At 39.9% G+C, this 15,627-nt stretch carries 11 protein-coding genes; 5 read left to right on the top strand and 6 right to left on the bottom strand.

All coding sequences use genetic code 11. The annotated features are described in order from the left end of the window. Positions 1-2 precede the first annotated feature (2 nt). From ABJN95_RS05935 to ABJN95_RS05910, 6 genes are all read right to left on the bottom strand, one after another. Complete coding sequence (locus ABJN95_RS05935; RefSeq protein WP_348369236.1) at positions 3-287, bottom strand: DUF3817 domain-containing protein; 285 nt, start codon at positions 285-287, stop codon at positions 3-5. Between the two features lie 5 nt (positions 288-292). Further along, the gene (locus ABJN95_RS05930; protein ID WP_348369234.1) at positions 293-871 is read right to left on the bottom strand and encodes a PepSY-associated TM helix domain-containing protein; all 579 of its coding nucleotides are present in this window, start codon (positions 869-871) and stop codon (positions 293-295) included. Then, positions 849-2,240, bottom strand: coding sequence for a dihydrolipoyl dehydrogenase (gene lpdA / locus ABJN95_RS05925; RefSeq protein WP_348369232.1), 1,392 nt, complete (start codon positions 2,238-2,240; stop codon positions 849-851). Before lpdA ends, ABJN95_RS05930 begins: the two co-directional genes overlap by 23 nt. A gap of 185 nt (positions 2,241-2,425) precedes the next feature. Continuing rightward, entirely contained in the window at positions 2,426-2,953 is a 528-nt protein-coding gene (locus tag ABJN95_RS05920; RefSeq protein WP_348369230.1) for a DUF1572 family protein, read from the bottom strand. Positions 2,954-3,064: 111 nt separating this feature from the next. Further along, on the bottom strand, positions 3,065-3,568 hold the full coding sequence (gene msrB / locus ABJN95_RS05915; RefSeq protein WP_348369228.1) for a peptide-methionine (R)-S-oxide reductase MsrB: 504 nt from the start codon (positions 3,566-3,568) through the stop codon (positions 3,065-3,067). Between the two features lie 123 nt (positions 3,569-3,691). Further along, a complete protein-coding gene (locus ABJN95_RS05910; RefSeq protein ID WP_348369226.1) occupies positions 3,692-4,264 on the bottom strand; it encodes a collagen-like protein in 573 nt (190 codons plus the stop codon). Positions 4,265-4,445: 181 nt separating this feature from the next. On the opposite strand from ABJN95_RS05910, the gene glgB reads away from it, so the two are divergent. The 5 genes from glgB to ABJN95_RS05885 form a co-directional block, all read left to right on the top strand. Continuing rightward, on the top strand, positions 4,446-6,344 hold the full coding sequence (gene glgB / locus ABJN95_RS05905) for a 1,4-alpha-glucan branching protein GlgB (protein WP_348369225.1): 1,899 nt from the start codon (positions 4,446-4,448) through the stop codon (positions 6,342-6,344). Between the two features lie 98 nt (positions 6,345-6,442). After that, positions 6,443-8,842, top strand: a complete 2,400-nt coding sequence (locus tag ABJN95_RS05900) for a glycoside hydrolase family 31 protein (protein WP_348369223.1) — start codon at positions 6,443-6,445, stop codon at positions 8,840-8,842. A gap of 38 nt (positions 8,843-8,880) precedes the next feature. Beyond that, positions 8,881-9,690 (top strand): M48 family metallopeptidase, encoded by an 810-nt coding sequence (locus ABJN95_RS05895; RefSeq protein ID WP_348369221.1) that lies wholly within the window; start codon positions 8,881-8,883, stop codon positions 9,688-9,690. A gap of 76 nt (positions 9,691-9,766) precedes the next feature. Next, positions 9,767-11,098 (top strand): MFS transporter, encoded by a 1,332-nt coding sequence (locus ABJN95_RS05890; RefSeq protein WP_348369219.1) that lies wholly within the window; start codon positions 9,767-9,769, stop codon positions 11,096-11,098. Positions 11,099-11,376: 278 nt separating this feature from the next. Continuing rightward, positions 11,377-15,627 (top strand): Ig-like domain-containing protein (locus ABJN95_RS05885; protein WP_348369217.1); only part of this gene is annotated, 4,251 nt, incomplete at its 3' end.

Below are 15,627 nucleotides of genomic sequence, written 5' to 3'. Positions count from 1 at the left end.
AACTAGTTTGCCAATGGTTTCAAATACTTTTCTTCCACATAAAAAGTAGCAAAAGGGAGAAGCGATGCTACCATTAGAATAAAGCCTCTTTTTAAAGACCACTTTTTCTTAAACCAAAACAAAGCGGCAATAAGTATATAGGCAATAAATAAGACGCCGTGGGCATAACCGACATATTTGTTAGGCATCGGAATATCGGCCAAATATTTCAAAGGCATAGTGACTGCAAACAACGCCAAATACGATATGCCTTCCAGAATGGAGGTAATTCGAAATAGATTTAACATAGCTGTTAGCTAAAGAGAATTAGTATTATTATGGGAAAAATCAATCCTATCAAAGCTAGTTTCCATCCTCTTTTTTTAAAGGTGTTTTTACCCCTTGTTATAATGAACATTCCTGTAAATGCGATGGTCAACATACCAATTCCGAAGATATCAGAATACCAAATCCAGAATTTGTTGGTGGTTTTATGCAAGAACATCGTTTGCCCTAAAAATGGTGTCTTACGCTTGTATTCAACCACACCTTTCCCGGTAGTAATATCGGCATCTAGTACAATATTATCTTTGTAGAAAACACGGAGTTCATTATCACGAATACGATGGCTATCATATGTGGCATCAAGTTTCCATTTTTCTGAAATCCCCTTGATAAATTTCTCAGAAGCAATAGCATCCTTATCTGAAGGAAGTTCCAATTGTACGTCTTTGCTTTCGTAAGTGTAATCCATGGGGTACCAATCCGCACGATGGTTCAAGATAATTCCTGAAAAGGAAAAGGCAATAATTAGACCTATGTAAAAATAGGCGACATCTCTATGTACGTTTCTATTGTCCCACTTCATATCATAGGTGTATAACTTCGTCATAGGCATCTGCCACGGCTTCCATAACCGCTTCACTCATGGTAGGGTGGGGGTGAACGGCTTTTAAAACTTCATGCCCTGTGGTTTCTAGTTTACGTGCTACCACGGCTTCAGCTATCATGTCGGTAACACCGGCACCGATCATATGGCAGCCTAACCATTCGCCGTACTTGGCATCAAAAATCACTTTTACAAATCCGTCGGATGCTCCAGAGGCTTTTGCTTTTCCACTTGCGGAAAAAGGAAACTTTCCTACTTTGATATCGTGCCCAGCTTCTTTAGCCTGAGCCTCGGTCAATCCTACTGATGCAATTTCAGGTGAGCAATAGGTACAACCTGGAATGTTACCATAATCCAGAGCTTCAACATGCATACCGGCAATTTTCTCTACACAAAGAATTCCTTCCGCAGAAGCCACATGAGCTAGGGCCTGACCCTGAGTTACATCACCAATTGCATAATAGCCAGGAATGTTAGTCTGGTAAAAATCATTTACCAAAATTTTATCTCTGTCAGTCGCAATACCAACATCTTCTAATCCAATATTCTCGATGTTGGTTTTAATACCAACTGCTGATAGCACCATATCGGCTTCTAACACTTCTTCTCCTTTGGAAGTTTTTACCGTGGCTTTAACACCATCTCCGGAAGTATCAACCCCCGTAACTTCAGCTGATGTCATTATCTTGACGCCGGCTTTTTTAAAGCTACGTGCTAATTGTTTGGAAACGTCTTCATCTTCAACAGGAACAATTCTTGGCAAATACTCAACAACGGTAACCTCAGTACCCATAGCGTTGTAGAAATACGCAAATTCGATTCCAATGGCACCGCTACCTACAACAATCATTTTCTTGGGCTGCTTATCCAAGCTCATTGCATCACGGTACCCAATTATTTTTTTGCCATCTTGAGGCAAGCTTGGTAGTTCACGACTTCTAGCTCCGGTGGCAATAATTATATGACTCGCGCCGTATTCAGTTTCTTTACCATCTGCGTCTTTAACGGAAACCTTTTTTCCGGTTTTTAGTGTTCCAAAACCATTAAGGACCTCAATCTTATTTTTTTTCATCAAGAATTGAACGCCTTTGCTCATGCCGTCTGCAACTCCCCGACTTCTTTTGACAACGGCGTCAAAATCTTTGTCAACGCTTTCGGCTTTCAATCCGTAGTCACTGGCATGCTGCAGATATTCGAAAACTTGAGCAGATTTTATCAATGCTTTTGTGGGTATACATCCCCAGTTGAGGCAAACCCCTCCTAGGTTTTCTTTTTCAATAATAGCGGTCTTCAAACCTAGTTGAGAAGCCCTAATAGCGGCAACATAACCTCCAGGACCACTACCTAAAACAATAACATCAAAATTGCTCATATTTTTCGTTTTTAATATTCAATCCCTATAGCTATCGGGAGCGAGTGCAAAAGTACGCAATTCGAGTGCCAAAATCCAAGCACCAAAATCCAAAAAAATGTTATAATTGTTGATGTGGAATCCCCAAAGGTCTTCCGAAGTAAAGGAGCTAAATTCTAAAAATCGCGCGGGTGGAAAAAGACACTTTATGAATTAAGCTTTTTTTGATTAAAAGCTGCAGAGTCCCCTTTTGGAATTGATAATGAAACCCATTCCTTTCCTCTGATCATTTTTCCTATATACACTATTTGTCCAACGTGATTGGCATAGTGAGCGAGTTGTCGATTTACAGCTTCAAAAACCGTATGTGATTCGTTTCTAATTTTGATTTTTGAATTAAAGTTGTTGGAATCAATAGACTCCAACGCTTCAAAAAGGCATTGCCAACCTTTTTGCCAGGCCCTTATCATTTCGGCCTTTGTAGTATAAGGATTCTCAAATTCTGTTTCTCGATTGCGCCAGATCTTTTCACCATCTTCGGTAAAGAAATTTGTCCAGCGGCTAAACATATTACCGACCATATGTTTTACAATGATGGCCATACTATTATCATATGCGTTGTTCACCCAATGTATATCGTTCTCCTCGAGTTGATCAAAGGTTTTGTCTCCTAAAGTTTTGTAGCGTTGAAACTCGTAGACCGCACTTTTAATATAGTTTTCTTGATAGTTCATTTTGTCCTAAGATACGAAATGAAACCTCGAAAAAATTCCAAACCCTAGACTTTGGCAAGTCTGAATTTGGAATTTTAAACCCCATTTAGGTTCGGGGAATTTTTCTTAGCCTTATTTTTCGGAAGGAATGAACTTCAATGCTACTCCATTGATACAGTGCCTTTCTCCGGTAGGTTCTGGTCCGTCTTCAAAAACATGTCCCAGATGTCCACCACAGGTGGCGCAATGCTCTTCAGTACGCTTGTAACCTATTTTATAGTCGACGTCATAGGCGACGTTACCTTCGATTTCTTGGTAAAAACTTGGCCAACCGGTACCTGATTTAAATTTCGTTTTACTTTCAAATAGTGGAGTGTCGCAGCCAGCGCAAACATAGACCCCTTCCTTTTTGTTCTCTAGCAATTCGCTAGTAAAGGGGTTCTCTGTAGCAGCTTTTCGCAAAACATAATACTGTTCTGGGGTCAATTCTTTTTGCCATTCGGCATCAGTCTTGGTAACTGCAAAAGTTTTTCCCTGCATTTCGCTGTTTTTGGCCGCCATTTCTTTCTTTTCTTGGGTAGTGCCTTTGCAACCAGTTAGCAGCAGTACCAATACAATAGCAATATTTTTTAACATAATTTCATGCTTTTTAATTCAGACGTACTTTCGAGTGATTCCTTTCAAAAGTAAGACCTAAAATAAAAAAATCCTGCTTTCAGTATGAGAACAGGATTTCAATGCGCGACGAAGTAGAATTTTCTATTTAAGTTTTACCCTTGGTACATCTTTATTTTCTACTCCCAAATGGGCCATAACGGCTTCAATATTTGTGTGGTCTAAATTTGATTTTCCCGACGCCTCTCCAGGTACTACAGCGATACGAAATACTTGATTATCGGTATCACCAGGTAGTAACAAACCTAAGTCAAAATCTGCTTCGAGAAAGATATTTACATCAAAAAAAGTGTGATCAAAGTTATATTGCAATAACCCTTGGTCAACAATTAGAGTTTGTGGTAACAAGCGCCAGATATCAACAGCTTCACCATTGCTATCTTCTGTTTGATCAAATAAAATATACACTAAAACGACATCTGTTTCAAAAACTTCTATGGTATTCGGAAATTCGTAAAAAATACTATAATCATCTTCAGCAGTAAAATCTCCTTCAATATCGATTACCTGCGCGAGAATATTTACCCCGTCTTGGCCGTCAATGCCATCTCTTCCATCTAGTCCGTCTAATCCATCACGACCATCAAGGCCATTTACTTCACAGGAGACCATTAAAAGCGTTATAATTGCGCTGAATAGTAGAGTTGCTTTTTTCATAATAATAGTATTTAGTTTATACGAATTTTTCAAATTTGGAATTTATAATTCAAAAAGCGTTCCACTTTTTAATTTCTAACCTAATTTATCGTAAAAGTTAGTTTTTAAAAGCAAAGTAAGTATTGATTTACTGCCCTATATTAGGCAAACTTGATTAGTTTTGCAGCAAATAAACAACCAAATGGCAAAGGTTATTACGCACAGTCTTTTTTCTGATTTTGATATTGATTTATTTAAATCAGGAAAACATTACAGATTATATGAGAAGTTGGGTTCTCACCCCATGGAGCTTGATGGGGTGCAGGGAACTTATTTCGCTGTATGGGCACCAACTGCCCGTACGGTATCAGTGGTTGGCAACTTCAATGCTTGGGACGATAACGAACATCTACTGCAAGTGCGTTGGGATTCAAGTGGAATTTGGGAAGGGTTTATTCCCAATATTGGTCATGGAGAAATTTACAAGTATAAAATACATTCAAATAACCATGGAATAGTTACGGAAAAAGCAGACCCCTTTGCGCGTTATTGCGAACATCCGCCGAATACGGCCTCAATTGTTTGGGAGGCAGCGTATACTTGGAATGATAAAAAATGGATGGGGTACCGTGCCGATAAAAACGGACTCGATAGGCCCTATTCCGTTTATGAGGTACATTTGGGTTCCTGGAAAAAGAAGAATGGCAATGCATTCTTGTCGTATGAGGATTTCGCCGAAGATTTAGTTCAATATGTAAAGGAGATGGGCTTTACCCATGTGGAGTTCATGCCGGTTATGGAATATCCGTATGATCCCTCATGGGGGTATCAACTTACGGGGTATTTTGCTCCAACTTCACGATTTGGAGAGCCCGAAGGATTTAAACGGCTAGTTGATAAATTACATCAAAATGACATTGGTGTAATTCTAGACTGGGTACCCTCTCACTTTCCCGAAGATGCACATGGTCTAGGTTTTTTTGATGGATCTCATTTATACGAACATCCAGATCGAAGAAGAGGCTACCACCCTGATTGGAAAAGTTTGATTTTTAACTACGGGCGCAATGAAGTTCGCGCTTTTTTAATTAGCAATGCGCTTTTTTGGTTAGACCAATTTCATGCCGATGCCCTGCGTGTTGATGCCGTAGCTTCTATGCTCTATCTCGACTATTCTAGAGAGGAAGGAGAGTGGGAACCCAATATGTATGGTAACAACGAAAACTTAGAGGCGCTGTCCTTTATTCGAGAATTGAATGAGGCGGTTTACGAAAATTATTCAGGTGTTCAGACTATTGCAGAGGAATCAACCGCATTTTCTGGGGTTTCAAAACCGGTAAGTTTAGGCGGACTTGGTTTTGGAATGAAATGGATGATGGGATGGATGCACGATACCTTAGAGTATTTCAAAAAAGAACCTGTATATCGAAAACACCATCAAAACGATTTGACATTTAGTATGACGTATGCCTTTACTGAGAATTTTATGCTACCATTTTCTCACGATGAGGTGGTGTATGGAAAGCAATCATTGGTATACAGAATGCCAGGTGATGAGTGGCAGCAATTTGCAAATCTACGGCTGCTCTTCGGGTATATGTTTACGCATCCTGGAACAAACCTAATATTCATGGGAGGGGAATTTGGTCAAACTTCCGAATGGAACTTCCAGCAGAGTTTAGACTGGCATTTGCTAGATCACAAAGTGCATTCAGGGGTTCAACTATTGGTGAAAGATTTGAATGCCTTTTACAAATCGCATCCAGCTTTGTACGAGAAACAATTTAGCCACGAAGGATTTCAGTGGATTGACTATGGAGACCATGAAAATTCAGTCTTAACCTACATTCGTAAAGGGCATGATGAGAAGAACGATATTTATATCGCATTGAATCTAACCCCAGTTCCAAGGGAAAATTATCGTATTGGTATTCCCAAAAAATCAGGTCTTGTAAAAGAGCTGTTCAATAGCGACGCTCAAAAATATGGCGGCTCTGGCATGGAAACGAATATTTCCAAGTTAAGCTCAAAGGAATGGCATGGTTATAAAAAATCTGTGGAAATGACCATTCCGCCTTTAAGTATTGTCATTTTTAAATAGAAAAACTGACAATTTCGTTATAGTTGGAAAATTCTGCTCTTATCGCTTTATTTTTATGGATTATTAGTCTAATTTTTCCCCTTCAATTAAACTAAATAATGATAACCAATACAGAATTAGAATACAAAGGGAATTTATACCCAAACCAGATAGTCGATTTTCTACAAGACGTTGACAAGTTATATTTCACCTCGGAAAATGGTGTGGTACTACAAATTACAGTGCTCCGCAACAGCATGCTACGCTTTAGATATGCCACTAATTACAATTTTGAACCCGATTTTTCGTATGCCATCAGTAAAGATGGAATTCGCGGTTATGATAAATTAGGAGTTTCGGAAACTAAAACCGAGTACCTAATCGAAACCATTCGTATGAAGGTTTTGGTAGATAAAAAAACGATGCGCGTTCAGATTTCTGACCCCGAAGGAAACATCATAAATGAAGATGAAATTGGTTTCCATTGGGAAGAGAATTACGAATATGGGGGTAATACCGTGAAGATGAGCAAAATTACCCAGACAGGAGAAAGTTTCTATGGACTGGGCGATAAGGCGACACATTCAAATCTAAAGGGAAAAAGGCTTGAAAATTGGGTAACTGACCAATATGCCTATGGAAAAGACCAAGATCCGTTGTATAAGGCAATTCCATTTTATGTCGGATTAACCAATAACAAGGCCTACGGTATCTTTTTTGATAATAGTTTCAAAACCCATTTTGATTTTGCCCATGAAAGACGTACTACCACTAGTTTTTGGGCTGACGGGGGCGAAATGAACTACTATTTTATTTATGGCCCTCAGATGTCAAAAGTGGTTCGCTTATATACAGATCTAACGGGAAAACCTGAGCTGCCACCTTTATGGGCTTTAGGATACCAGCAATCGAAATGGAGTTATTTTCCAGAAAGTAATGTCAAAGAGATCGCCAAGAAGTTTAGAGATTTAAGAATTCCCTGTGACGGTATCTATTTAGATATTGATTATATGGATGGATTTCGCTGTTTCACTTGGGACAAGAAACGCTTTCCTGATCCAAAGCGAATGATCGATGAGCTTGAAGAGGACGGTTTTAAAACCGTGGTTATGATCGATCCGGGAATAAAGATCGATCGCGATTATTGGGTATACCAAGAAGCTATGGAAAATGATTATTTCTGTAAACGTGGTGACGGACCCTATATGCATGGGAAAGTGTGGCCTGGCGAATGTCACTTTCCAGATTTCACCAATCCGGAAGTGCGTAAATGGTGGGCTGAATTGTATAAAGAATTTATGGCCGAAATGGGTGTTCACGCGGTTTGGAATGACATGAATGAACCTGCGGTAATGGAAGTGCCTTCTAAAACGGCTCCCCTAGACACACGTCATAACAACGATGGAAACCCCAGCACTCACAGAAAATCACATAATGTTTACGGAATGCAAATGGTGCGGGCTACCTATAACGGAGTTAAAAAACATTCCTATCCAAAAAGGCCTTTTGTAATTACCAGGGCGGCCTATGCAGGAACACAACGATATGCTTGTACTTGGACAGGCGATAATGTTGCCACCTGGGAACACTTATGGTTGGCTAATGTTCAAATGCAGCGCATGTGTATGAGCGGGTATTCATTCGTTGGCTCTGATATTGGAGGTTTTGCAGAACAACCGAATGGAGAACTTTTCGCTCGCTGGATTCAACTAGGAATTTTTCATCCCTTTTGCCGGGTACACTCTAGTGGTGACCATGGAGATCAAGAACCTTGGTCTTTTGATGATGATGTAACTGATATTGTTCGCAAATTTATTGAGTTGCGCTATCAGTTATTGCCATATCTGTATACCATGTTCTACGACTATGCCAAGAACGGTATTGCTATGCTGAAATCTTTGGTCATGTTCGACCAAGAAGACGTACAAACACATTTCAGAACTGACGAGTTTATTTTTGGAGATCAAATATTGGTTTGTCCGGTTCAAGAACCAAATGCTCAGGGGCGACGCATGTATATTCCTAGAGGGAGATGGTATAATTTCTGGACCGAAGAGGTAGTAGATGGAGGCAAAGAAAAGTGGGTTGCTGCTGACATTGATAAAATTCCATTATTTATAAAAGCAGGTGCCATTATTCCAAAATATCCTGTACAGCAGTTTGTGGGTGAAAAGAAAATCGACCAGCTGATTCTCGACGTTTATTATAAGGAGGGTATTGAAAATTCTATGGTGTACGAAGATGGCCAAGACGGATATGATTACACCAAAGGCCGCTATAGTATGCGCAAATTTAGATTGCAAGCAAAACTCAATAAATTAAGCATCCAACAGCATAAAGATGGCACGTTTATTACTTCTTATGAAACCTTTAGAATTAAGTTTCATGGACTACCTTTTGAAATCAATGGCATAGAGATTGATAATGAGAAGGTAAATTTAAATGATGTAAAGAAAAACGGAAATCATTCGATAGAAGTGAACAAAAACTTTACTACCCTTCACATTACAGGGAAATAATTTTTTTTGTACTTTACAAAAACTAAACACACACTATCATGAGAAAATTAATTCTAGCGCTGGTCATTTTTATTGGCGTTACGGCATGTAAAACAAATCCATTTACGGGGCAAAAAGTATTGAATTTTTATGGGAATAAGCAAATTTTCCCCATGGCGTTTGCGCAATACGATCAGTTTCTAACCGAAAATGCGGTTGTGGAAAATACAGAAGAATCACGAATGATTACAAGAGTTGGTCAGCGTATTTCTTCTGCGGCCGAACGATGGCTTACGGCAAATGGATACCCCGGTTATTTGAAAGATTACCAATGGGAGTATAATTTGGTCAAGGATGAAACGGTAAATGCATGGTGTATGCCAGGCGGTAAGATTGTATTTTACACAGGCATATTACCTATTACGCAGCAAGAAACAGGAGTGGCTGTTGTCATGGGCCATGAGGTAGCACATGCCTTGGCAGATCATGGGGCCCAACGAATGAGTGCTGGCACATTACAACAACTTGGAGCGGTTGCCGGAAATGTTGCAATTCAAGACCCACAGAAAAGAAACATGTTCAATCAGGCCTACGGCTTGGGGTCGACCTTGGGTATAATGCTTCCTTTTAGCAGAAGCCATGAGACCGAGGCAGATCGTATAGGTTTGCAAATAATGGCCATTGCTGGCTATAACCCCGATGAAGGTGCTGAATTATGGAAACGCATGAAAGCAAAAAGTGGTGGTCAAGCCCCACCAGAGTTTATGAGTACGCACCCTTCAAATGATACACGTATATCCAATTTAACACAATGGGCACCCTTGGCTAAAAAAGAAGCTGCAAAATTTGGAGTGACCACCTTTCAATAAATGGTATTTGTAATAATCGTATATTTAAAACCGTCAGCTTAGAGGCTGACGGTTTTTTTATGACCAAACCACACCTATGGCAAGAACTTTAGCAGTTAAAGGAAGCAAAAAACTACTCAACGCTTGGGCCTTTTATGATTGGGCAAACTCTGTATATAGTTTGGTTATTTCCTCAGCCATTTTTCCCATATTTTATGGAGCACTTTTTAGGGTGGCCGAGGTGGAAAAAATCACCATTTTTGGAGGGGAAATTGCCCGAGCTCCACTTATTAGTTATGTCACTTCAGCGGCCTTTTTATTTATTGCTTTCATTACCCCATTTTTATCTGGAATTGCAGATTATTTGGGTAACAAAAAGATTTTTATGCAGTTCTTTTGCTATTTAGGTGGAATCTCCTGTATTGGTCTGTATTGGTTTTCATTGGATAATATTTATATCGGTTTAATCTGTTATTTTTTCGGATTAGTAGGCTTCTGGGTTAGTTTTGCCTTCAATAATTCCTATTTGCCAGACGTAGCTTTTCCTGAGCAACAAGATGCTGTTAGTGCAAAAGGATTTTCAATGGGGTATGTTGGTAGTGTACTTCTCCTACTTTTTAATCTTGCTATGGTGATGAAGCCCAATTTTTTCGGAATTGAAACTGACACCGAGGGAATAGCCGAAATAAAAGCAATGAAGTATTCTTTTTTAACAGTGGGTATCTGGTGGATTATTTTTGCTCAATATACATTCTACCATCTTCCGAAGGGCTATAAAAAAGAAGGAGAAAGAAAGAATATTATTCTCAATGGTTTTAAAGAATTAAAGCTTGTTTGGAAACAATTAGGCAATGAGATAAAACTGAAAAGATATCTGATTGCTTTTTTTGTATATAGTATGGCCGTTCAAACTGTAATGCTCATCGCTACCTATTTCGGGGAGGAGGAAATCAAATGGGGTACCGATAACGAACGTACAACGGGACTAATTGTGAGTATTTTGGTTATTCAAATCGTTGCTATCATCGGGGCAACGGTAACCGCTTGGGCATCAAAGCGATTCGGAAACGTTCAAACCATAATTATCGTCAATTTGATGTGGGTGCTTATTTGTGTGTATGCTTATTTTATGGTTACTCCGATAGATTTTTATATAGGCGCAGGTTGTGTAGGTTTAGTGATGGGCGGTATTCAAGCGCTTTCACGGTCTACCTATTCCAAATTTTTGCCAAATACCACAGATACTACTTCATTTTTTAGCTTTTATGACGTCTCGGAAAAAATTGGGATTGTAATTGGAACATTTATGTATGGTTATATAGCCCAAGTTACAGGAAGCATGCGCAATGCCACTATATTTTTAGGATTGTTCTTTTTAGTCGGCATGCTTTTGCTAATGCGGGTCAATAAAGAAAAAGCCACCATTTAAGGCCAGGCTATTTTTGGCTATTTGACTTTAGCCCTAACAACTGAAGCTTAGCATACCAGATACCTGTGATTCGCAATATGGCCTATTAAGCACACTTTTTTAAATTATTATCCCAAAAAATTATGCTTTCTCAGTAAAGAAAAGCTACTCGAAAGTTTCTTTAAATGCGTACGAATTTTCTATAGCATGTATTGAACAGGATAATCATGCCGTTCATCGAATATCTTAGGCTTTATAGGGCACTACGCTAGCTTTGTAATACCAAAGCCGACCACCATATGAAAAAAAAATACTCAAACAAAAGTTTCGTATTTGTACTGCTGAGCTTTTTGTTGATTGCCGCTATTCCCGCCTTTGTAGATTCAGGGATACCTAACGCGACGCCCATCGAACCCTATTTTGGTAACAAATTTCCCTCAATGCAGCCTACAACGGCAAGTTCAGCGCCTATTTTTTCAAATTACGTAGAAAATATTAACTACAGCGGTGTCTTGGGAGTGACCCAAGCCCCTAATAGTTCCATTATCTATGTTTCGGAGCGAAACGGGTTTATTTATTCTTTCGATAAGGATGCGACAAACCCACAAAAACAGTTGTTTAGAAATATGGAAGACTTGGTGTGGAATGGCCAAGATTCTGGTTTGCTTGGTTTGGCTTTTCATCCTGAATTTAATATACCGGGCTCCTCCAACGCGAATTACCTTTATATTTATTATGTAACACTTAGATCGAATAAAAAATACATAAGAGTATCTCGTCTTACTAGGCATACCGGCGCTGAAGTCTATGATCAGAATTCGGAGCAAATACTTATTGAACAAGATTTAAGTTTTACGTCTACAAACTTGCATCGAGGGGGAGCTTTAGCTTTTGGTGACGACGGTTTTCTTTACATAACTATAGGCGATTTAGGCGTCATAACGAACTCGCAAAATATTAATGAAAGATTGGCTGGGGGCGTTTTAAGAATCGACGTAGATAAAAAGGGAGGTGCAATTTCACATCCATTACGAAGAACACTTCAGCAACTAGGGCAGGGGGTTACAGATAACTATTATATACCTACCGATAATCCATGGGTTAATGCTGATGGTAGTGTTTTTGAGGAATATTTTGCAATAGGTTGTAGAAGTCCGCATAAGATGACAAAAGATGTACTAACCGGTACGATGTACATAGGCAATGTAGGTTCGAATTCTGGGGTTAAAAAAGAGGAAATTAACGTGGTTCAAAAAGGGGCAAATTATGGCTGGCCTTTTCGCGAAGGGGAAACGGATAGACCAGATCTTCTACCAAGACCCGCCAACATTATTGGTACGGTAACCGACCCTTTATTCTATTACGAGCATAACAACGGCAGTGTTTCAATAAACGGAGGTTATGTTTATCGCGGTTCTGAAATTCCCGAATTATATGGAAAATATATTTTTGGCGATTATGGCAGTCGAAAAGTATGGTCGCTTAATTTAGATGGTACAGGCTTCAGTGTAATTGCCACAATGAGTTCAAGTTTTGCCACATTTGGCCAAGATTCCGATGGTGAAATATATATTGGTCAGTTAGGAAACAATAAACCACTACTAAAACTTGCAAATAGCCCCTTATTTTTAACCGGAATAAGCGGTGATTACTTTATACGTTCTAAACAATCAGGCAAATATTTCGACGTTTCGGGGGTGAGTACCGCCAATGGTGCAAATATTCACCAATGGACATTTACTGGTGCTTCTAATCAACAATGGTCTATTGAAAGTGAAGGTGCGTTTGGATACGTGTTGAGAAGTAAAAATAGCGATAAGGTTGCCGAGGCTGCGGCCTTCGGTACTGCCAATGGTACCAATGTTCAGCAATGGGCATATACGGGTACCAACAGTCAAATTTGGACTCTTGAGAAGTCTGATAATGATTACTTTAAAATACGAAACGTTCACAACAACTTATACCTTAACGTTGCCAACACTTCTAATTCTAATGGTGTAAATATTGAATTACGAGAAGACATCGACAATGATACCCAGTTGTGGGAGTTGGTTCACATCAATGGCCCTGCCGTGACACCACCTCGATTTTTATCAGATACTGGAGTGTTTTCTGATTTGTCTAATCTAGTGGCCGTCCCCGGAGTAATTCCGTATGACATAAATGCCCCATTTTGGTCAGACGGAGCAGAAAAAAAGAGATGGGTAATATTGCCGAATGATGGTGCTTTTAATAGCGTTGATGAGCAGGTTGATTTGGACCGTGAAGATTTATGGGCATTTGATAGAACTAGAGGGCAGTGGAGCTTTCCTCCCGGCACCGTATTCGTCAAACATTTTGAGATACCACTCAATGAAAATACCCCTGATCAGCGAAGAAAATTAGAGACTCGTTTTATGATTTTGCAGGAAGACGGCAAAATAGAAGGATTAACCTACAAATGGAATAATGCTGGAACTGACGCAGAACTTATTTTTGATGGAACTACAGAAGATTTTACTATTACACAAACCAATGGAGGCACCCGTAATCAAAAGTGGACTTACCCTAGCAGATCAGATTGCATTAGCTGTCATACCGAAGCGTCTGGTGGCGTTTTAGGTACACAAACAAGTCAATTGAATGGCAATTTTATGTACCCGTCCACTGGATTAACTGCAAATCAATTAACCACTTGGGATCACCTCAATATTTTCGATGAAGCCATAGATGTAAATGCAGTGAATAAGTATATAACGTCAATGCACATTGACGATGAAAGCGCATCTTTAGAGCAAAGGGTGCGATCTTATTTGGATGTAAATTGCGCTAGTTGTCATCAGCCAGGAGGTGGAACGAGAAGTGATATGGATCTACGCTTAGAAACCAATCTTGATGGACAACAGTTGATCAACGGTGAAGTAATTTCGAATTTAGGCATACCCAACGGAAAGACTATTGTGCCGGGAAGTCCAGAAAATTCTATTCTTTATCAGCGTGTTAATCAGGTCAATACGTCAACTGCTATGCCTCCATTGGCTAAAAATCATATTGATACAGAAGCCGTACAGCTTATCGAAGATTGGATTAATGCCCTAAACCCGGCAATTGATGGTAATGGGTGGAATGCGACTTACTTTACTGACCTTGAGCTCACTGAGCCTGCCTTTACTAGGGTAGATAAGGCCATTGACTTTAACTGGGATACAAATCCACCTCAGAGCGGTTTTCAGCTCGAGAATTACGCTGTAAGATGGCAAGGTTTGTTAGAAACACGCTTTGATGAGTTATATACGCTGTCCTTATTGTCAGATGACGGAGTGCGTTTATGGATAGATGGAGAACTACTAATCGATGAATGGAACGTGCAAACGCTAACCGAAAATTCGGTACAGGTACAGCTTAATAAAGGAACCCATGAAATAAAAATAGAATACTACCAAGCTGCCGGAACTGCCAGAATACATTTCTTTTGGGAGAGTAATAGCCAGTCAAGAGAAATGGTTCCAACAATGTATGTTGAACCGAGTGAAGGCTATGCAATTGCAGTTACCGGGGTTACCGTTGATCCAATAGAAGCATCGATGTTAGTCGATGACCAATTGTCATTAACTGCAGCAGTTGCTCCATCAAATGCAGATGATACTTCAGTGGTTTGGTCCTCGAGTGATACAGGCATAGCAACGGTAAGTGTTGACGGAATGGTCACTGCTATTTCAGAAGGCATGGCTACCATTACTGTTACCACTACTGACGGTAGCTATCAGGCAACATCGGCAATTACCATCGAAAATCAGCCCATAAATGTTGAGGGCGTGAGTGTTGTTCCGCCATCGGTTGCCTTGGTTGAAGGGGAAATTCAACAATTGACTGCGATGGTTGAGCCTGTCGATGCTGACGATAGTTCAGTGAGTTGGTCTTCTAGTGATACAGCGATAGCGACAGTTACAACGGATGGGTTGGTCGTGGCCGTAGCAGAAGGAACAGCGATAATAACGGCAACTACCACTGACGGTGGCTATGAAGCGACATCTTTAATTTCTGTTGAAGGGGCGACCGTGAGCGTAACTGGCGTCAGTATTGCGAGTACTGTAACGAATCTTGAGATTGGAGCAACCCAACAACTTACGGCTACGGTATCGCCACCAGATGCTAGTAATCCATCAATAGGGTGGTTTTCAAGCAATAATGAAATTGCTACAGTTGATATGAATGGTTTGGTAACTGGGGTTGCAGAAGGTATGGTAACCATATCAGCTATAAGCGACGAAAACAACATTTCAGATAGTCTGGACATAACAATTCTTCCCCAACCTCCGCTATGTTCACCTATAAGTACATTGACTTGTAGTGATATTGTTGTTACCCTGCCCTATGATCTTGATTTCAGTGGTTCGGTAGCCAATACTATGAGTGAGGAGAGTGGTCACGGAACAGGATTCACGATGGTATTGGACCATTCTGAGACGAGAAGGTCTGGCGATCTTTCGGTATCTGATCCTAACGTGATTGGTTATGAACCATCCTTGTTAAGCCTTACTGGAGGCAGTCTGGCTTTCACGAGTCAACGA

This window comes from Maribacter sp., assembly GCF_039974175.1.
GTDB lineage: Bacteria > Bacteroidota > Bacteroidia > Flavobacteriales > Flavobacteriaceae > Maribacter_C.
The sequence above is the reverse complement of the archived record's forward strand: the minus strand, read 5'-3'. Positions and strand labels throughout refer to the sequence as shown.